This is a genomic window from Stenotrophomonas sp. CS3K5 (assembly GCF_059515225.1).
Window position 1 is genome coordinate 111,782 of record NZ_JCAKRX010000005.1, and the last position, 21,030, is coordinate 132,811.

Genomic DNA, 21,030 nt, shown 5'->3' on the forward strand with positions numbered 1-21,030 from the left:
GGCCTTTCCATGAGTTTCAAGGCACTACTGACCCGTAAAACCGACGACGGCGTTTCCACGCAACTGGTCGATTTCGATGACGCGGACCTGATGGACGGCGACGTGCTGGTGCAGGTCGAGTACTCCACGCTCAACTACAAGGATGCGCTCGCCCTCACCGGCACGCGTCCAGTGATGCGGACGTTCCCGTTGATTCCGGGCATCGACCTGGCGGGCGTAGTACTGGAATCCGGCAACGCCGGTTTCCAGCCCGGTGACCGGGTCGTGTTGAACGGGTGGGATCTCAGCATGGGCCACCACGGTGGCCTGGCCCAGCGCGCCCGCGTGCGCGGCGAATGGCTGAACAGGATTCCCGGCAACCTCACCACCCGCGATGCCATGGCCATCGGCACTGCCGGCTACACCGCCATGCTATGCGTGCTGGCGCTGGAGGACGCGGGTGTGACCCCGGAAAAGGGCGATGTGCTGGTGACCGGTGCCAATGGCGGCGTGGGCTCGATTGCCGTGGCCATCCTTTCCCGGCTGGGCTACCGGGTGGTGGCCGCCACCGGGCGCCCGCAACACGCCGAGTATCTGCGCAGCCTGGGTGCAGCCGAAATCATCGACCGTGCACAGCTTTCAGAACCGCGCGACCGACCGGTCAGTGCCGAGCGCTGGGCGGGCGTGGTGGATGTGGCCGGCGGCCCGACGCTGGTCAATGCCATCGCCGAGACGAAGTACCGCGGCGCCGTGGCGGCCTGCGGCCTCGCCCAGAGCGATGCACTGCATGGCTCGGTGCTGCCCTTCATCCTGCGCAACGTGACCTTGGCCGGCGTGGATTCGGTGAACGCGCCGCAGCACGTTCGCCAGCGCGCCTGGGATCGCCTCGCCACCGATCTGGACCCGCAGAAACTGGAAAGCACGGTGCAGCAGATCGGGCTTGCCGAAGTGCTGGACGTCTATGAGCAGATCATTCCGGGCAAGGTGCGTGGGCGGATCGTGGTCGACGTGAACGCCTGACGCCTGTTACGCCACCGCTGGCAGCTGGCCTGCCCGGCCAGACGCCCTGCGCACGGCACCAAGCCCCCTTATTATGGGGCTGTAAGGGCGCTTTACGCCCAGTGACGTACGCAAGGCAGTATCTGGATGTCTATGGAATGGCGCCCCTCCGGCTGGGGCCAGCGTGTGACCCGCTCGCCGGACTGGCGACTGCGGCTGGATGGCGAGCATGTCGAGCTTCTGATTGGAGGCCGGCAGTACTCGCAGCGCGTGGATCACAACCAGCGCGTGCGGGTGCTTCCGGGCGTGTTGTGGGCCAAGGTGGCGCTGCAGACCGAGGACGGCCAAACGCTGTCCGTGGATGGCCTGCCGAACCGCCAGGCTTCCCACCTCTCGGCTGCTGTCCAGAACGTGCTCTTTGCGCGCACCACGCGCGGGCGCAAGGCGCTCTTTGAGGAGATCCTGGAGCAGATCCAGTCATGGCTGAGCGCGGCGGACGCGCTGACCGATCGGGGTCACGCCAGCCGCCGCTGGATCACCCACGAGCAGCAGCAGGCGCTGCTGGCTGAACGGCCTGCTCTGCCACTCTCCCCAGATGAGCTGGAGAGACTGTTTCTCGATGCGAACGTGCACGACGACCTGCGCTCCAGCCGCCATCTGGCCGCGCTGGAAGCGCTCAATGACTGGCATCGGGATTGGCCCGCTGCCTGGGCCGAGGCCAACGAGGCCATGACCCAGCGCGAGCTGGTGCTGGCCAAGGACCTGCTGGACCACGTCGAGAGCAGGCCACTGACCGAAGAGCAGGCGCGCGCGGCCATCTGCTTCGACAACCGGGTACAGGTGGTGGCCTCGGCCGGCTCCGGCAAGACCTCCACCCTGGTTGCCAAGGCCGCCTACGCGATTGATCGCGGCTTCGTCGAGCCCGAGCGCGTGCTGATGCTCGCCTTCAACAAGGACGCAGCCGAGGAACTGGAAGCGCGTGCGCAGCGCGCGTTCCAGCGGCTTGGCATGACCGACGCCGTGGTGGAAGCGCGGACCTTCCACGCGCTGGGCCTGGCCATCATCGCCAGGGCCACCGGTCGCAAGCCCGACATTCCAGAATGGGCCATCGACGCCACCTTGGGCTTCAACAAGCTCGCCGAACTCGTGGACGACCTGAAGGACCGTTCGAGCCACTTCCGCACCCAGTGGGACATGTTCCGGCTGGTGTTCGGCCGCGACCTTCCCCCGTTCGGCGCCGAGATGCTGGCCGACGGCTACGACCGCGATGGCATGCCCTACATCCGCACCCTGCAGGGTGAGCGGGTGAAGAGTCTGGAAGAATGCGTCATTGCCGACTGGCTGTTCTACAACGGCGTGGCCTACGACTACGAGCGGCGCTACGAGTTCGATACCGCGACCGACACCCACCGCCAGTATCGCCCGGACTTCTATTACCCCGACGCCGCGCTGTATCACGAGCACTTTGCGCTGGATGCCGACGGTCAGCCGCCGAAGCACTTTGCCAACTACAGTGAAGGCATGCACTGGAAGCGCCAGCAACATGCTGCGCGCGGCACCTCACTGGTCGAAACAACCTCGTTTGGCCTTCGTAGCGGCCATGCGCTGCAGCACCTGGCGCGGGCGCTTGGCGAGTCTGATGTCGAACTGGACCCGAACCCGGACCGCGCGCTTCCCGAACAGGGCGCAAAGCCGATGCCGGACGCTGACCTGATCGGGCTGATGCGCACGTTCATCGCCCATGCCAAGAGCAACTGCCTGACGCTGGAGGACATGGCCGGGCGCCTGCGGCAGATGCCCGAAGACCAGTTCAAGGAACGGCACCGGCGTTTCCTGGAGATCGCCGGGCCGGTCTTCCAGGCCTGGGACAACGCGCTGGCCGACGAGCGCGGCATCGACTTCGAAGACATGCTCAACATGGCCGCAGAGCTGCTGGAACAGGGCCGCTACGAGTCACCCTATGAGCTGGTAATGGCCGACGAATTCCAGGATGCCTCACGTGCCCGTGCCCGCCTCTGCCGCGCGTTGGTCAGCCAACCCGGCCGCCATCTGTTTGCCGTGGGCGACGACTGGCAGTCGATCAACCGCTTCGCCGGTGCCGATGTCTCAGTGATGACCGGGTTTCAGGAGTGGATGGGGCAAGGCCAGGTACTCAAGCTGGAACAGACCTTCCGCTGCCCGCAAGCGCTGTGCGATGTCTCCAGCCGCTTCATCCGCCGCAATCCAGCGCAGATGGCCAAGGCAGTTCGCTCCGCGACACCGGCGGTGGGCCCGGTGCTGCAGGCGTTCCAGCTGGCCCGCCGTGAGGAAGTGCAGGACGGGGTTCGCCAGTACCTGGCCACGCTGCACCAGCAACTGCTGTCCGGCGCATTGCCTCGCGGCCGCACCGGTCGCGTGACGGTGTTCATTCTGGGCCGCTACCGGAATGAGCGCAGTGCCTTGCCTGCGGACTGGAAGACCGTGTTTGGCAGCACGATGGAGGTCGAGTTCCTGACCGCGCATCGTTCGAAGGGGCGCGAGGCCGACTACGTGATTCTGCCGGGGATGGTGAATCGTGGCTTCCCGAGCCTGCGCTCCGATGATCCGGTACTTTCGCTGGCGATGCCCGAAGGCGATGCCTTCCCGCTGGGCGAGGAGCGACGGTTGTTCTATGTGGCGCTGACGCGTGCGCGGCGCTCGGTGGCGATGTTCACCCTGCAGGGCAAGCACTCGCCGTTCCTGGATGAGCTGGTGCAGGACGGCGTGGTGGAAGTGACGAGCCTTTCGGGTGTGGCGATCAATGAGGAACGCTGCCCGGTATGCAAGGTGGGGGTGTTCGTGGAGCGGAATGGGCCGCATGGGGCTTTCAGATCGTGCTCCAGCTATCCGTTGTGCCATAACAAGCCCAAGGGTGGCCGCCGCGCATGAGTGCCTCTTTCTGTCTCTTCGTGGCGATGCGTGTACTGGCCTCACGATCATTCTGAGCTTCGCCCACGCCGGAGATCGACCCTCCATTCCGGCTGCTAGACTTTGCCGACTTTCAAACGGACGACCCCATGGAACGGTGGTATCTGGCAACACTGCTGGCGTTGATCCTGCACCAGATCGATGCCGCGTTCTGGCAGGAGTGGGCCCTGTTCGGTGTTCCCGGCGGCGTCCAGGGATTTCTGGTTTTCAACCTTATCGCCGTCGGCGCGCTGCTGCATGGCTACCGCCAGGTGGTGCTGGCCAAGCCCTCGGCGCGGGCCTATGCCCGTCTGTGCGGAGCAGTGGGCGCCGGCACCGCCATGATCCATGTGGGTTTCGCTGCGGCCGGCCGTGACGAGTTCCTGCTTCCTCTCTCCGTCGCAACCCTGGCGGCATGCCTGGTGGCCGGTGTCGGCCTGCTCGTGCAAAGCCGCCGTGCTACGGCTCGCGTGCAGGTCGAGGGCTTGGACTGAAGAAACGAAAACGCCCCTGCATGCAGGGGCCTTTTGCAAAGACTGGCGGAGAGAGTGTCTGAATTTAGGGCGTTCCCTAGCTTCCGTGCGCCTTCGTGAAACCAGTCTCAGCCTTTGCGCCAGCTACGTTTCACCATCCGGTCTGGTTCGTACGCCTTCGCGGAAAGCCGCGCTCGCTGGGCGGGTACATGGATGGGTAGGAAATGGGATTGAAGATCAATCGCCTGACGGCGAGACGGGTGGCGACGATCGTCGAGCCAGGCTACCACCCGGACGGTGGCGGCCTATACCTCCAGGTGACCGCGTCTGGTGCCAAGAGCTGGGTGTTCAGGTATCGATTTGAGGGGAGGCGCCCGGAAATGGGCTTAGGCCCGCTGCACGTGATCGGCTTGGCCGAGGCGCGGGAGGCGGCAGGGGCCGCGAGGAAGATGGTGCGGTCCGGTCAGGACCCGCTCGCAGGCAGGCGCGCTGCGGCCCTGGCCACGGCCAGCATCCCAACGTTCTGGGAGGCCGCGACCGCATACATCGCAGAGCGCGAAGCAGGCTGGACCAATCCGAAGCACGCCGGTCAGTGGACCAGCACGCTAGAGACGTATGCCAAGCCTGTACTTGGAGACTTGCGGGTGAATCGCATCGAGACCGAGCATGTCCTGGCCGTGCTGCGGCCAATCTGGACCACCAAAACGGAGACTGCCAGCCGGGTTCGGCAACGAATGGAGGCTGTGCTTGATGCCGTGACCGTGCAGAAGAAGCGCAGCGGGGAGAATCCGGCGCGATGGCGCGGGCACTTGGCGGTGATCTTGCCGAAGCCCACCGCGGTGACCAAGGTGGAGAACTTCGCCGCCCTCCCCTATGCCGAACTCCCTTCTTTCATGGCCGCCCTGGGGTCCAGGCACGGCGAAGCTGCCCGTGCCCTCGAGTTCACTATCCTCACTGCGGCCCGGACGGGGATGACGCTGGGAGCCGTGCCAGGGGAGGTCGATCTGGCCGCCAGCACGTGGACCGTGCCGGGCGGCCGAATGAAGGCCAAGGTGGAGCATACGGTTCCGCTTTCTAAGCCTGCGCTGGCGATCGCGCGGACGCGCATGAACCGGGATCTGCTGTTCCCCAATGACCTCAGCAATGATCACCTCAGCGAGAACGCCATGCTCGCCCTACTGAAACGCATGGGCTATGGCCACATCACGGTTCATGGGTTCAGATCGACCTTCAAGGACTGGGCCAGCGAAACAACAGACTTCCCAGATGATCTTTCAGAAGCCGCCCTCGCACACAGGATCCGAGACAAAGCAAAAGCCGCTTACAAGCGCGGAACTATGCTCGAGAAACGGCGAATTCTGATGGAAAAGTGGGCAGCCTATGCCGTTAGCCTCGCCCGATGAAGGGCGAGGCCAAACTCGCGCAAGCGGAAAGATCTTCCCTAAACAGCTAAGATTTAGAACAATTTCTTTTTAATCTGGGCAAATGCATTTTTGCCGGTGCGATGATCACTGCTCGTCTTCGAGAGAATGAACGGGAAACGCTCTTCACCTCTAAATATAATCTTACAGTGTTTACCCTCCTGATCAACCTCAAAACCAAGCGACTCAAGCTCCCTGCGCACAACCGGACTCATTGATTCATACTGGCTCAAAATATCCTTGAGTTTCGCAGTAATAATATCCCGCTCACCTTCATTGCGATTTGATTCAATTATCGCAGCCAATATATGGCGCCTGCGGGAGTTGGCTTCCGCCGAATCGGCAGCGTGCTGGAGCGCGTCTAATACTGCCGAGAGCTGCTCCCCCTGATAGAGATCGCGCTCAGACGAAGCGAGCTCTATCGTAGACGCAACATCGCCTGCTGCTGATTCCGTAGTCCAGCCCGAGAACTTCCCCAAACTCAGCCGAGCCTGCAAGCGCCGTATTTCCTCGCCCTGCTCCGCCATTTTCTTGCGCTGCTCGGCAATTTCACTATCGAAATGTGCCATGTACTCGTCAAGGCTGCCAGCGCCAGACTTGCGCACCTCTTCAAACTTATCGTTTGCTACACACTGCTGAAGGTGAATCCAAGTGCACTCCTGACGAATGCGGTGGTAAAGCAGCGAACTCCTCACTTTGCGAGCAATCGCAGACTGGAGTTCGCCAGGCTCCTTCCACCGATCGGGAAGATAGAGCCAGCGTCCAATTCCATCAGGCCAATAGATAGCGACCGCCCCACCATATGGGTTCTCACCGAAAACCTCTCTGGAGAGTGCGGTTGAAAAAGAACGCGAGGGCTCGACCACCACATGTGCCATCGCCGATATCCACTCCGCCAGACGCTTGGGATCGACGGAAAGGCTGCCATCCCCATGTCTACTGACATACACAACCGGCATCGCACTTCCAGCGCGCGCGCAAATGATGTCCGCCGCCAGGTCCTGCTGCTCCTCAGACAAGAAGAGAGGCAGATCGTCGACGACAAGGCCGCCATCCTCCCCGCCCGAGAACCTCTGCATTAAAAGCTTAAGAATATATGGCCGACGGCCCTTATCCAGCTTTTCGACAGGAACTTCCGCGTCGACACTAAGCTGAACTGAAACAAGGAACTCGCCAGAAGTAGATTTACAGCCGACCACTTCAGTCGTCCAATGGATGCCCTCATTATCAGCCTTTTCGTATCTCACCCCCCCAAGCTGATAATCGGAACCGTCAGAGGCAAGAAATTCCGCCCTTTCACCGTCGACCTCGTGGATACCCACTGGACCAGCGTCTTTCAATCCACTAAGCAGGGTGTACGGACTACCAGTGATCCACTCCCTACAGCATTTCATAAAATCAGCCATTTCCACGTCGGAGCGAAGTGGAAACTGCGTTCTAAAAGTAAGCACTTAAATCCCCCTGATGATCCTTCAAATCCCATACTCCTGTATCACCGCCAACTGCCGGCTATATCGCTGTCAGTTGGTGACCGTAGCATCGCACCGGGCAATCGGTCTCGGCAAGGGTTTCAAGCCCCAGCGCGCCATTCGATTTCTATGAACGGCTGTACTGCCACCGGAGCCCCATCCGAGCACCTGTCGAATCCTTAGTCCAACCCCTCTTCACTGGCGGCACCAGGCGCGGCTCCAGCGCTTCCTTGACCCGCTCCAGCTCCTTCTTGCCCGCCTCAGCCAATCTGCCCAGCTCTCACTCTGGCCTTAGTCGGGACCTCGCCTTGGTCTTGCTCACCGCCGGCGGCCGGCGTGGCTGCTGAGTAGCTATCCCTAAGAGACAATGGCCAACACCAATGCCACGATCAGCGCTGAAGTCAGCATAAACGAGGCAAGTACGAAGCCAAACGCTGGCAGATGCCCTCCTCCGTTAAGCGCGACGAATGTCTTTGTCCGAGCCCACAAGTACCACGCCACTGCCGCGACCCCAATCGACGGCCCAAGAAGCTCCCACCCCTCCGCCCCTGCCGATGTCGCCGCCTGGGAAATGGCGAGCATGATGACGAAGGGACAGGCGATGAAGGCCTGAATGGAGAAAGGCTCCCTCAGCGTCTCTCTATTCACTGAGAGGCGCTGCCTCCATAGGGTGCTCAGCGCCGCACCCAGCGCATAGATGCAGAAGATGGCGGACCTGGTCAGCAGCAGGCCCTCCTCGCTGCCAAAGAGCAGCTTGCCGACAGGGCCGGAGACTGCCAGCGGAGCCATCCGCATCGCCATCTCAATGGCGTGGGCTATCGCCACAGACAGAATCAACATCAGGACGGGGCTGATCGCGTCCGCAAAGCGCTGCTCCTGATCCTTCGCGAACTCCCGGCGAGTGTACTTAGCGACCTCGCCAGGCCGAACCAGCACACGCCAAAGCGTTCGGGGATAGAACACGAGCCAGCCAACTAGCTCGTACAGAAACTCCTCAAGGGATCGGAGAAGTCGTATCAAGTCCATTGGATCGAGTACGCCGAGGAGTGGTTGGACCAAGCTTACAAGTTAAGCAGCCATGACATGGAAGGCCCGTGCATTCATCTACCCCCATCAACTGAGTGTCGCCTTGCCCGCTCTGATCCACGCCCTGATGGGACCCCTCGCCCTGGGCTTGGTCTCCGCCGGCGGGCGGCACAGCTCAAGCGCTTCCCTGATCCGCGCGATCTCTCCGGCCCCGGCCTCTACCAGCCGCCGGGCCTGTTGCTTCTGCTCGGGTGTCGGCGGTAGGCCGGGCAGCGGGTCGATCGAGTCGGATGGCGTGGTATCCAACAGCCGGGCCACAGCCGCGCGAAGACGCATCTCCGGGTATAGCCTAGCCGCGCACCAGCGTTCGGCGTAGCGCTTGCCCTGGGCGATGCTGGCGGCGCGCTCATCCTTGGCCTGCCACATCTTCCGGGCGTCGAGGCGCACACGCACGCCACGGTCCTTGGCCGACCTGACCTGGGCAATCTGTCGTCCACTCCACCACAGCACCCAAGCGTCGCCCATCTGGACCCAGCCAGAGGGTGGCGGTGGTGTGCGGAAGCCTTGGTAGCCATGCGAGGGAAGCATGGCCGGAAGGATACGACCGGCCGTCGCAGATCCTGCGAACGAGAGGGCGACCTGTCTGAATCGTTCGGGATGGCTACTGGCGTGGCGCAGTTCATCCGCTCCGGGTTGAGCTGCTTGCCGGCCAAGCATCCGTCGAAGAGAATATGTCCAGCACGAAGTTCTTAACGATTCATGCTGTATGGTCAACGCATCTGGCTCCTCTCAGGCGCGAAATCCTTTGCCCCCGTGTCTAGCCCCTCACAGGCACGACACATGACAACCCCGACCGCTTTCCTGATCCTTCGGATCCGCCCTTTATTGCGCCTAAATGGGACTATCGAGCGAGTCGAGACTCTTCAGGCTAAGTGCGGCGCATGCGGGGACGAATCGCGTATGTCCCGCGGCATGGGGCTTGTGGACGTGGAGGATGGTGTAAAGCTCACCTGTCCAGCCTGCAAGGTGACGGGGACGCTCACCACCGACCAGGCGTGGCTCCTCTGGGGCGAGCAGATGAGGAAGGATCGAATTTTGGCGTTAGCAGGGCTGGCGCCCGACGATCTATATCGGCCCTAGATCCTGGATCACCGCCTGCCCCTTGCGGAGGACGGCGGCCATAAAGCGCAACGAGATCCCTAACGACCAAGAAGAGGACGCAGAGACCTCGGGTCAGTTCCTATCCCATATCCACAACCACCAAGCCGTAGCTGCAAGCACCAATCCAACCGCGAGGGTGGTCCAAAGAAAGTATGGGGATCCCCAGTACAGGAACTGCTCAGCCATACCTCGAACAACGAAACTCTCAGGGGTAAGGGACGCCTTCTCTTGGACAGCAGGCCATAGAGCCCACCACACCCCTGGGAACGCGAACGGCCATGGCAAACCACGCCCCATACCCCAGGTAATCCACGATGCCGCGCCGAGCAGGATCGTGACCAGCACGAGGCGAAGGACGCACTGTCCCACACTCTCCATGCTCACTCCTGCTGCCCGGGAAATTGCCCATATGCAGGCCAGGGCCAGCCCCATCAGCACCAAAGTCAGCCCACCCACAACATCATTACGCATGTTGATCAACTCTCCAAGCCCATTCGTCCTGTTCTCGGCAGAAGCCTCAGAAACTTGAGAGCTGCGTGGTGACCGGCGGAAGGGCTAATAGCACCTGGGCACCAACTGGCCTAAGCCGGTAGTCGGACGAAGTGGCGCCTACAGGCCGCTCACGTCCACCACCATCACGTCCATTCCGTTGCCGACCGCCACTGGCGCGGGGTGGCCGAAAGCGGCATAGGTCCCCTCCCCGCTGTTCCAGCTCTCAATGTCGTATCCGTCGCCGCGGGAGTACACGAACCCGGCAGAGCACGCCCATTGCCAAGGTGCGGTAGGCGTGACCTGAACCCCATGCCATCGGTAAGCCGGGCGCGTGACGGCATAGGCGTACTGGCCACTACCCGCAATCCGCACCTGTGCGCTGGGGGACACACCTGGCGTAGTACGGAAGTCAGCCACGCGCATGTACTTTCGCGTCGAGTCGTAGACGATCCGCCCCTGCGCATCAAAGGTCTGCATGCCATACAGGCCAGTCGCATGCGGTCGGTCGAAGACGAACACCTCAATCGTGTCGCCCGGTGCCGCGCCGGCGCCGTGCCGGCTGATGAACCCAAACTCGAATCCGCCGACGACCGGACGGGCCCGGCAGACCGTGAATGGATGTGCGCAGCGCGCGGCGACTATTGGTGCATCACCCTGCACGGTCAAGAACGCCTGATTCCCGTAACCGCCAGTGACCGGTCCACCGGCATTCTGAAACACCAACGTGTGCTTGCTGATCAGCGCGTAGTTGAAGAACCTCGAATCGATGATGACGTGATTGTTGGTGTTGATGATCTCAAATCCGCCCTCTGCCATCAGTAGGTCCCATAGTAGAAATCGGATTCAAATCCCCAAGACACCGTGGTTCCGCTGAAGGTCACCTGCCCGAACTCTTTGGGGTACATCAACCCGTTCTGATCCAGGATCGGAAAGAAGAAGGGCTGCCCCTGCGCCAGCGCTGCGTCCTGCGTAGAGCCATTCTGCGAGGAAGTGACCCTCCCGAGAAGCCGCGTCATCCTTGAGTTGACAGAAACCTCAAGCTGCCCTTGCGGGCCGAATGCCTCAAATCCAGCGGGCATGTCTATACCTCCAAACCGATGAGGGGCGACCCCGCAAGGCCGCCCCATTCCAATCAACCCGAGTTTCCCCAGACACCGAAGCGCGCCCGCATAACCCCGTATTCGTCGTAGCAGCGCCAGTGCCCGTCGCTGTACTCGGTGCGCCGGCCACCGGACGGAGAGGAAACGCGGAACACTTCAGCGAGCACGTCGAAGGCGCTCACCTGCCCATTGACGCCCAGCTTGATCCCGCCAATCTTGGCTCCCGCCTGCACATCCACCCGCCACTCGGCGGAAGACTCCAAGCCGCCAGGCGAGTAAGGCGACGGCTGCGTTTGACCTTCCCTAGCCTCCTCAAGCATCACGTTCGTGTGCCAGAAAAAGCCATCGTTCGCCGTCTGCCCTTGCGTCCCGCCCCACAACTCCACCATGGCGAACACCGCGCCTGCCGGGGCCTGCATGATGACGAAGCCACGAGCCCAGCTCGCCAGCGACCTGCCGCCCTGTGCCGTAACAGGCTGCGAGTAGATTGCCGCCACCTGAGTGCCTGCGGCGTTGTAGAAGCCGAGACCGATGTGAGCACCGGCACGATGCGCAGCCATGTATGCCGAGAAGATATAGAACTTTCCAGCGACAATCGGTATGCGCTGCTGATTCCCATACACGCACCACTGGTCATTGCCAGGAGCACCCGCGCGCGTACCGCCAATCGACTTGCCGCCTTCCGGATCCCAGTCGGCGCCCGCAGGGGACACGGAGCCGCTCCATCCACCGGGATTCCAGGTGATGGCCCAGCCGGCCGAACCACTCCGGAAGGCGGAATTGGTCAGGAGGTTGCCACTACCGGCCTGCGAGGCCCGCATGGTCTGAACAACAGACGCGTCGGCCTTGCCATCCAGTGAAGTCCGCACTCCCTGAATCGCAGTGGCGTTCGTCTCAATGTTCTGGCCATCCTGGACAACTTGCGCCTTGAGCTGGTTGAACCCAGCTGCACTAACGTCCCCGACCTGGGTCTTGAGACTGGCCAGATTCTCCGCAGTCGCATCCAACTTGCCTCCCTGCTGGGTGACAGTGGCACTCAAGGCGGTGAGAGCCGAGGCGTTGGCCGAGATGGTGATCTCGTCCGTCACATCGTAGAACTCGATGCGATCAAACAACACCGTCGCGTCTGCGGTGCCCGCCCCCTTACCGACCCATACCTGGCACATGACTTCGGATCGGTCGTCGCCTACGGGGTGCTCCAGTTCAAAGCGCTGCCACGCCGCCGAAAGCGTGGTGATGGTCTGATCACTGCTGCCCTCGCCACTGCTACCGCGTATCCGGCAACGTGCGGTGATTGTCGGCGTGCCTGCGGCAGCCCGAGCCACGATCACGCTACGCAGCCTTCTGCCGCTTCGCCCCACCTTGAGCGGTATCCAGGCACCGTCGTTGGCGTAGATAGTCGGGGAAGCGGCTGATCCGACCTTGTTGGTGATGCTGGCCGCACTACCTGTCTGTCCGCCGCCGGATACCCACTCAACGAGCCCGTTCGTAGCGCTGGCGTTCGCCACGCGCCACGGGTAGAGAGACCCGTCGAACAGCGCATTGGTGTTGAGATTCTCCCCCCGGTTGAACGTCGCAGCGAGGCCCGAGCGCAGGTCAGTGATCTGCTGCGCCGTCGCGTCGATCCTCCCCTCCGTCGAGGTCAGGCGTGTGGTCAGATTGGAAATTGCCGCCGAGTTGGCGGTCGTTGCGCTGATGGCCTCCTGCCCACTCGGTCGGTACTCGCCCGCAACCAGCCCCCTCTGCAACATCACGTTGTCGAGTTCCAGGGCACAACCTCCGGGAGCACCACGCGCGAACATGCGCCCAACGAACACTCGCGCGGTCACGGCATCGGCCGGCGCCTTCATCGTGAGCACTGCGCGCTGCCACTGGGAGGTGAGGACCAGGTCCGGCATCGTGCTCGTGGCAGCGACGCTTCCGTCCACCTTCATCCACTGCACATACGTGCGCGCAATGTTCCCCTGCGTACCGCGCAGGTAGGTAGAAAGGACGTAGTCCTGTCCTCCTTGGATCGGAACGCGCTTGTCGCTCGCGTTCGGCGTTGCCAGACCTACGTACTGATCCACCGCGGTACTGGTAGCGCTGATGCGGAACGCACGGCCTCCACCTGGAAGAGACGACGGGACGTAGGAGTAGCTGACGGCCGTCATGGTCCCTTCGGTCTGCCAACCCGTCGGCACACTGGTGTCAGTCGGCGAAACCTCATAGCTGCTGTTTGACAGCAGATTGTCGCCGCCGATCCCGTCCAGCTGACTGCTCAACTTCGTCACGCTGGAACTGACGGTCTCAATCCTGCCTTCAGCACTCGTGACCCGATTGCCAAGCTGCTGCAACGCCTCCGCGTTAGCGTTGGTACGGCCACCCACGTCGGTTACATCGTTGCGCAGAGCAGTGATCAACGACGATTGGGAATCGACGGTCGATCCAAGCTGAGTGACGGTTGAAGTCATCCCTGACAGCGCCGAAGCAGTCGCGTTGATCGTGCCCTGCAGCTCATTGGTGCTCGCCGCCCACTGCGTTGCCACTTCACCCTGCTGGAACTGCACGTTGTCCCAGTCCATCTGGACGGTGATCGCAGCGCCGCTGTTGGGCAGGACCGTGCGGTAGTAGACGCGGGCAAATGCCGCGTTTGCCGGCGCGGCGCGCGGCGTGCTGACGATGCGCCTCCAAGTGTTCTCATTGTGGGTGAACAAATCCTGCGCAGCACTTCCAATCGTTGCCCCGTTGGCATCGAGGAACCAGATGATCAGCGTGGGCGACGCCGGGCCTCCGCCATTTCTAACGAAGGCACTGGCTACGTACTTCTGCCCTGGGGAGACCTTGAGGGCCTTATCCGGGGTACGCGTCTCGATGTACTGTCCCGCCGCGGCAGTGGCCACCGACGCGACGCGAAGCGCCTTCACCGAACCCGGCAGGTCGGAGTCGACGTAGCTGCGTGTGGTCGAAGGCGCGTTGCCGCCCCACACCCACCACGTCGGTGGAGAGGTGTCGTTCGGCCGATCCTCGAAGCTGCTGTTGGGCAGCAGGTTGTCCCCGCCAATGTTCTGGAGCGAGACGTTGATGCTGGTGATGGACTGCGCCAGCGCGTTGGTCGTGGTGGCAGTTGCCTCCTGCAGCCCCGTAACGGCGGCCGAGGTTGCCAGCGAGCCGGTTCCGGCCGGCATGCGGGCTTCCATCGTGCTGATGCGCTGCACCTGCGCCTGGTCAGCAGCCACACGGGCCTTCAGCTCCTCGTAGGCCAGCCCTGCAGTCAGCTGCAGCGGATCCGTTCCGGTGTAGTTGCCTCGCATCTGAACGGCCAGCGTGTTGCGCTGGAGAGCCTCGGCGGCGTCGGCAGTGATACGGGCCTGCGTCTCCTCCTGCACCAGCGCCACCGAGGCGCCGGGCTGAGGCCGCCCCACCGCGATGTAGTCGACCAGGTAGTAATCGGCCACGGTCTGCGCCGGGCCCAGCTGCAAGCGGATCGCGTCAACCGTCGCCGGCCACCAGGCAATGTCCTGCACATCAACGGTGGCTACGCCGTTCACGTCCCACGCCGGCTCGGCGATAGCGGCACGCTTCTGCGCGTTCCACGCCTGATCCGTCGTGGTGATCCACTGCAGGAAGCCACCCCATGCCGGCGCGCCCACCCTCTTCACGCGCAGCTTGACGAAACGGTAGGCGCTGCCATCAATGGCCAGCGCCACCGGAGACTGTACCCACGGCGCAGAGGCATGGTTGGCAGGCCGCAGCCAGCCATCCACGAGTGTCGGGGCACCATTGCCCGTCCACCCTTCTACGGTCTGATTGAACGGCCACAGCTTGATGCTGTCGAACTGTGTACCGCTGCCGGCGGCCACCTCCGAAACAGCGCGCGCCAATGACTCATCGGCACTCTGCCGCAGCTGCTCCTCCCGGGAAATGGACGCCTCGCGAGCCAGCTTCTCGTTCAGGATCGCGTCGATACGAGCCTGGGCCTCTGCGCTGATTGCCTGCAGGGCTTCGCTCACGCCCTGCTGCCGCAGCAGTGCCTCGGCTACCAGGTCCTGTGCCGCCTGCGCCAGCCCGGCGGCACGCGCCGCCGCCTCATCTGCAATAGCCTGGATGCGAGCGCTGATCTCGGCAGCCAGCTTGGACTGCTGCTCTGCGAGATCCGTGGACGTGGTCGGCGGGGTGACGCCCACCACGGTCCCCGCTCCGGTCTTTCCTCGCACGGTCGGGGTGATCTGGAACCACCAGGTGTTCCCGCTCCCGTCGTTGTAGACGTAGCGGGTCTCGGTGGTGCGGTGGATCTCCAGCCATGGCCCGTTCTGGCTCTCGCTCCGCGAGATAACGTAGATCACACCCTCCAGATCGACGGCATCCCATTCAAGGACGACGCCGTCGGCAACGGGGGTGGGATTGACCCCGTTGGCCGGCGGTACATCCGGCGCCTTGAACGGCACCGGAAACCATGTAGAGAACCGCGGCGCCACCGGAGACGCGGACGGCAGCCCGCCCACGCCGATTTCCACCAGCGTGAGTTTCCTTGCTTGCATTGCTGATTACCTCGCGTTGAGTGCTTCGCGCAGCGCTGAACTGCTGGCGTTGCGTACGCCCTGGGTAGTGGTAGACACGAGCTGGCGGAGCAGCTGGTTCTGCTCGGCGAGCAGAGCGTTGCCCTGCTGTACGGCGGCGGTGGTTTGCGTCTGGGCCTCGTTGTTCACAACCAGGTCGAACACGGCCCGGCTGAAGTTGTCCGGCAGCGCCTCGATGGCGTCTGCCAACGCCCCCATGCTGGTTCCGTCCGGCTGATTGAGATCTCCGACCTTCATGCCATCGATGAGGGCGGTGACTCGGCCATACAGGCTGTTGTAGTCCTGCCCGCTGGCGTACAGGTTCCGACCGAAGCCCAGCGCGGCCTGAGCTGCCGCCTGCGCGGCGCTGGTGTCGCCACCGGACACTGCCCGCTCCAGCTCCTTCATCGCCTCGCCTAGCTTCTCCTGGTCCGTCAGCGGCGACAGATCGCTGATCGACAGGCCGTACTGCATGGCCTTCTTGTCCTTGTCGATCTGCGCCTGCAGCTTGCCCATGTTCGTGGCGCGTAGTGCCTCGATCTTGGCCAAGTCCTCCGCGCGCGCGCCCGAGAGGCCGAGCGCCTTGGCGTAATCGTTGGCCGACTTCACCTGTTGCCGATACGTGCGCTCAATCGACAACGCCTGCGACTGGTACTGCGTCAAGTTGGCCGTCATCAGCTGCGTGCTCACGTCGGCCATGAGGCTGGCGTAGTTCCCCAGCAGCCCGGTCACCTTCTCGATCTGCGTGGCCAGGTCCGTGCCGGCAACGTTTGCCAGATCCTGGAAGTAGTCGACCGCCTTGTTGACCTTGTCGACCTCCAGTCCATTGAGCGCCCGTCCCAACTCGTCGGCGTTGCCAACGGCCAGCGCAATCGAAGCACTGAGCGCGGTGAACACGTCCGATGCCTGGAAGTAGCCGTCCAGCTGGCCATCAAACCCCGCCGCCTTGACCGCCTCGCTGTACAGTCGGTCGGTCATGTCGCCGAGGTAGGCTTCCAGCTGTGCCTTGGCCTCGGTGGAGTTGGCCGACAACTGGAGCTTGCCGAGATCGACGCGGACGGCACCCAGCTGCTTGGTAAGGTCCACGCCCAGTTGCTTGGCCAGATCGGTCGCAGCACCGCGCACCTGCCGCGCGGCCATATCGAAGGTCCGATCAATCCCCGGGTCCAGCGCGCCGTACTGCGTCCACTTCTTATCGCTACGGAACAGTCCTCCCTTGGCCTTGATATCGGCGTAGCTCTGCGCGTCCATTCCGCCGAAGCCGTAGCTGCCGACGATGCCCTGCCCCGTGACCTTGGGTGCCTGGCGGCCGAACAGCTTGGCGTGGATGCTGGACCCGGACAGGATAGAGGCGACTTTGTCGTTGAAGCCCAGACCACGGAACGCCTTGTCGGCCAATCCGACCGCGCCGGCCGTGGCGATCTTGCCGGCCCAGCTCTCACCGTTGGCGATGTTCCAGCCCTGGTCGAACAGCTGGGCGTTCTTCATCATGCCGGCCACGATCCAGCCGATGATCGGCACCGCCGCTGCGGCCGAGCTTGCAGCACCTGCTGCCCCAGCCCCCGCTCCTGCACCCCCACCACCGATCAGACCGGAGAAGCTGGAGCCGGTCATGCCGGCCATGCTCGTCACGTCGCCGAAGCCGGTCAGGGTTCCCGCCGCAGCGCCGGCCGAGCGGCCAAAACCGAACAGGCCCTGGCCCTTGGAAAGCAGACCGGCAACGGTGCTCACGTTCTGCCCACCGGCCGCCGAGCCGTTGCCGCCGAACAGGCCCATCAAACTCTGCAGGTTCAGGCCACCACCCTGTCCGTTGGCCGAATTCAGAATCTGCGTCTGGATGGGGATTACCAACTTCTGCTGCAGGAACTCGCGGGTCAGGTCCCGCAAGGCGCGCTTAGCTGTGTCCGCCAGGTCATCCCACAGGTTGTCGAAGTCGCGCAGGCCGCTAGCGGCAAAGTCGGCCAATGCATCGGCAGCGTCGCCCACGCCGTTGACGACCACGCCTGCCCAAGCCTCAACGTTGGCAGCAGCCTCCTCGACGTGTAGCGACAGATCAGCCGCGGCACTGGCCGCTGCAAGCATGGACTGCTCGTATGCCTCGTAGGAGGCAACCCCCTTCCTCCTGGCCAGCTCCTCCTTGCTGCCCGCCGCCTCCACGGCCCTCTGAAGCTCCTGCCGCATGTCGCGCTCGTTCATCATCTGCCGGCGCGACAGTTCCCGCGCGCGCCCGACCTTGCCGAGCATGGCGACCTCTGCGTCCATCGTCGCCAGCAGCGATTCCGGACTGGCCAGCGCCATCTCCACCTCGGCCGCCACTTTCGAGTACTCGATGGCGCTCTGAGCCATCAGTACATTGGCGTCAGCTTGCGCAATGTTTCCCTTGGCGAGCAGGCTGTTGTACTCGGACATGTTGCCAAGGTGCTTAGCCATGGCCTCGGCCAACGGCCCCTCCATAGCCCCAGCAGCTTCCTGCGCTTGGCTGCGATAGCGGGCAATCTCATCTGCGCGCCGCTTCGCCTCCGCGTCGGCCTTGTCCCGTGCGCCCTTGTCAATGTTCCCCGTTGGCCGGTAGCCCACGGCGTCAGGCTTCAGTGCAGATTCCGGCAACGGCTGCCCGTTGTCGATAACAACAACGGAGTCGGCCAAGTCCTTCATTCGTCGACGCTTCAGAGCAGCATCAACGCGTTCCAATTCTGCTTCTCGGTCACGGACATACTTGTCCCATGACTTGGCGTTAGCTTCGCTGTTCGTGTTCTGGAAAAGCCCTCCTTCCCACCATGATGCGTTCCCGGCGCGGGCCCGGGCAGCGACGTTCTTTGCGCCGGCAATCTGCTCCTCAATCCGCATTCGTTCCTGGATCAGGCCGTCATAACTTTTGTCGCCTACCGGCTTAAATCCCTGCGCCACCAAAACGGAGAGGTTCCCAATCATCGACGCAGCTTCTGCTGCCTTGGTCGTGACTGTGGCCAAACCCTGGACGATTACCCCGAATCCCTGCCGGAAATCAGGGTCATTCAAGAGTTCAGAGAAGTCCGACAGCGCCGGAATGATTTCCTCAGCTACGCTTACCTTCAGGCCCTTGAACGCCAGATCTGCCTCAAGTGTGACTTGGCGAAGACGCTCGGTTGCCTTGTTGGTTTTTCCATCGATGATGGCTCCCGCCGCTTGCGCGGCGTTACCCCATTGCTGGAATCCGGCGCTGTTATTGCGCAACAACGGAATCAGCGCCGATGCATCGTTGGCGATGGCCTCCATGTAGAAGGTCAACTCTGTCTGCGACAGGTTCGCCCTCTCCAGGCTTTTGAAGTAGAGGCCCAACGCATCCGGACCCGACAGCTTTCGCATTTGCTCGGCGGTAACACCAGTACGCTTGGCGATGTTGTCGAAGAAATCCGCCAGAGCACCGCCGCCGGTCTGGACATAGTCGCCAATCTTGTCCTGAACATCCTTGAAGATATCTGCCAACTTCTCGTGGCTCATCCCGACAGCGTTGGCACCGGCCGCCATACGTTGAAACTGTTCCGAGGTGGTCCCCGATAGCTTTCCGAGCTTGTCGTACTCCACGCCAAGATCGGCAACCTGTCGCGTCCACTGAACCATGGCGGCCGCACCAGCCGTGACACCAGCCGATATCGCCAAACCGGTCGCCGTACCTGCACGCCGGGCGGACGCCTGCATGCTCTGCATCCGCTGCTCAAACTGGCGGGCTGTCTTTCCGCCATCGCGCTCGAACGATCCGGTCTTGAGCAGAAGATCAACAGTGAGAGTGTAAAGGCTCATGGATTCCCCATAAAAAAAGCCCGCTCTGGGCGGGCTTCATAAACATGCATTTCACCGACAGCCGTAAGCGCTAGCGGGCGACGGCTGCCTTGCAGCTATCCAACTTCTCGGCCAGCCCTGAAAGATTGAACTCTCGAATCACCTCTGATTCATGCGGCCACTCGTAAGCACCAACAAGCAAGACATGCCCTCCAGACCTAATTTGTGCAACGAGAGCCTGGGCCCTCTGCTGTGTCAGGCCATCAACCTCGGAGATTGCACGATTCTTGTCCACTCTGAATGTTGTTCTCTTGCCAGGAAAGTTGCCGCCTACCACTTCGACTGAGAACCCCTGTATGGAGTGGTAGAAGAACATCGGATAGGGCATGCGATCGGTTTTAGGCGTGACATGGCACGACACAGCGTCCGTCATGCGGTCCTTTTCACTAGCCACTATCCAGCTCGTTGCTGGCGCCTGGGCAAAGTCGACACCATATGCCTTCGCGTCCTCTGCCTCGATTTCCCCAGTGCTACGCAGATAAGCGGCAGAGCAGTCCTCAACAAGGACCTCCCTGGCGTATGCCCCTGCCTCCCGACCGATCTTCCCCTTCTTTCCCGAGTATTCCTCAAACGGAAGACTCTCAAAACCATCCACAGTCTTTGAGAAGCTCTGGAAACCATACTTGCGATAGACCTCATCGCTAGAGAAGGTGAATTCCAAGCCATCGAACTGTGAGTAGTCGCAGTACTTCCCTGAATAGGGTGCAGGACTTGCTGCTTCCTCCAAAGCACGCTTCCAGACAGGCTGAAATTGACTCTCTTGCGCTTTCAGAGGAACCGCTTGCGCGAGCGCGCACGCAAGTAGGAAGCAAAGGCGATATGTCCTCATGGATCTTCCTTGATAGGCGATTCTGCCATTCCAGCATCATGCAGGGATTTCTTCAAACTCCATGTATCCGGTGAAGTACTGCCGGCTGATGTTCTCCGCCGACGGCAGCTGGGCCGGGAAGCCGTAGAGGGCGGACCGCGCCGCTAATGCTGGATCGAACGCCTTGGTCACCATATCCCGGTACTGGGGCACGACACAGGAGCGCCGACGGCCAGAGAGTGCGGCCCCGATCATCTCCCAGTCCATGCCACCGAGGCCGTTCCCGCGCACGACCGGTGTGGATCGGCCGGACAGCGTGCAGTTCAGGCGTCGGTACAGTGCGCCGGGAACCGTATTGACCTGGCTACCCTTTGTCCGAGCATGGACACTGGCGTCGATCATTGTCACGGCCCAGCCGTCCTTGATACCAACGTCAACTGCCCGGAAGATCGCAATCTCACCCACGTCCACGTTGGTGGCGGTGGTGACGATCTCCACCGACACCGTCGAGACCAACGCCGCAGCCTGCGGGAACAGCCAGGCGCATACGCTTCCGCCCGGCAGGCGCACGGTGGTCCCGGTCGCGCCGGCGGCGCTAACTTGCACGCCAGGCGGGATGTTGAGGCCGAGAACCGCAATGATGCCTGGGACGACAGCGTCGGCCAGGGTGACCGTGATCGCCAGTGAACCGGTGCGCCGGATCCGCGACGCGCGGCCCGGCTTCCCGTCGAAGAGTGCCGAGCCCTGATCAGCACTCAGCCAGGTGCCACCGGTGAGGGTCACTGTCGTGACTGCCGGCATGCCGTATCCAATCAACACG

The 21,030-nt window shown here is 62.5% G+C and carries 13 protein-coding genes; 4 read left to right on the top strand and 9 right to left on the bottom strand.

The window, feature by feature from the left end; all coding sequences use genetic code 11:
- Window positions 1–9 precede the first annotated feature (9 nt).
- The 4 genes from acuI to AC5YGJ_RS09550 all read left to right on the top strand — a co-directional run bounded on the left by acuI (window position 10) and on the right by AC5YGJ_RS09550 (window position 5,779).
- The gene (gene acuI / locus AC5YGJ_RS09535; RefSeq protein WP_496186371.1) at window positions 10–999 is read left to right on the top strand and encodes an acrylyl-CoA reductase (NADPH); all 990 of its coding nucleotides are present in this window, start codon (window positions 10–12) and stop codon (window positions 997–999) included.
- Window positions 1,000–1,131: 132 nt separating this feature from the next.
- Window positions 1,132–3,885, top strand: coding sequence for a UvrD-helicase domain-containing protein (locus tag AC5YGJ_RS09540; RefSeq protein WP_496186487.1), 2,754 nt, complete (start codon window positions 1,132–1,134; stop codon window positions 3,883–3,885).
- Between the two features lie 128 nt (window positions 3,886–4,013).
- Window positions 4,014–4,397 carry a DUF6713 family protein gene (locus AC5YGJ_RS09545; RefSeq protein WP_496186372.1) on the top strand — a complete coding sequence of 128 codons (384 nt, stop codon included), beginning with the start codon at window positions 4,014–4,016 and terminating at the stop codon, window positions 4,395–4,397.
- Between the two features lie 203 nt (window positions 4,398–4,600).
- Window positions 4,601–5,779, top strand: coding sequence for a tyrosine-type recombinase/integrase (locus AC5YGJ_RS09550; protein WP_496186373.1), 1,179 nt, complete (start codon window positions 4,601–4,603; stop codon window positions 5,777–5,779).
- Between the two features lie 53 nt (window positions 5,780–5,832).
- Here the strand turns inward: AC5YGJ_RS09550 and AC5YGJ_RS09555 are convergent, their stop codons facing one another.
- The 9 genes from AC5YGJ_RS09555 to AC5YGJ_RS09595 form a co-directional block, all read right to left on the bottom strand.
- Window positions 5,833–7,119 carry a hypothetical protein gene (locus tag AC5YGJ_RS09555; RefSeq protein ID WP_496186374.1) on the bottom strand — a complete coding sequence of 429 codons (1,287 nt, stop codon included), beginning with the start codon at window positions 7,117–7,119 and terminating at the stop codon, window positions 5,833–5,835.
- Window positions 7,120–7,623: 504 nt separating this feature from the next.
- Window positions 7,624–8,292 carry a hypothetical protein gene (locus AC5YGJ_RS09560; RefSeq protein ID WP_496186375.1) on the bottom strand — a complete coding sequence of 223 codons (669 nt, stop codon included), beginning with the start codon at window positions 8,290–8,292 and terminating at the stop codon, window positions 7,624–7,626.
- 87 nt (window positions 8,293–8,379) lie between these two features.
- The gene (locus AC5YGJ_RS09565) at window positions 8,380–8,880 is read right to left on the bottom strand and encodes a hypothetical protein (RefSeq protein WP_496186376.1); all 501 of its coding nucleotides are present in this window, start codon (window positions 8,878–8,880) and stop codon (window positions 8,380–8,382) included.
- Window positions 8,881–10,062: 1,182 nt separating this feature from the next.
- Complete coding sequence (locus AC5YGJ_RS09570) at window positions 10,063–10,761, bottom strand: hypothetical protein (protein WP_409461002.1); 699 nt, start codon at window positions 10,759–10,761, stop codon at window positions 10,063–10,065.
- Entirely contained in the window at window positions 10,761–11,024 is a 264-nt protein-coding gene (locus AC5YGJ_RS09575; protein WP_496186377.1) for a hypothetical protein, read from the bottom strand. Before AC5YGJ_RS09575 ends, AC5YGJ_RS09570 begins: the two co-directional genes overlap by 1 nt.
- Window positions 11,025–11,077: 53 nt before the next feature.
- Window positions 11,078–15,541, bottom strand: coding sequence for a hypothetical protein (locus AC5YGJ_RS09580; protein ID WP_496186378.1), 4,464 nt, complete (start codon window positions 15,539–15,541; stop codon window positions 11,078–11,080).
- Between the two features lie 30 nt (window positions 15,542–15,571).
- Window positions 15,572–19,363 (bottom strand): phage tail protein, encoded by a 3,792-nt coding sequence (locus AC5YGJ_RS09585; RefSeq protein ID WP_496186379.1) that lies wholly within the window; start codon window positions 19,361–19,363, stop codon window positions 15,572–15,574.
- A gap of 70 nt (window positions 19,364–19,433) precedes the next feature.
- Entirely contained in the window at window positions 19,434–20,129 is a 696-nt protein-coding gene (locus AC5YGJ_RS09590; RefSeq protein WP_496186380.1) for a hypothetical protein, read from the bottom strand.
- A gap of 138 nt (window positions 20,130–20,267) precedes the next feature.
- Entirely contained in the window at window positions 20,268–21,029 is a 762-nt protein-coding gene (locus tag AC5YGJ_RS09595) for a hypothetical protein (RefSeq protein ID WP_496186381.1), read from the bottom strand.
- Between the last annotated feature and the right edge of the window lies 1 nt (window position 21,030).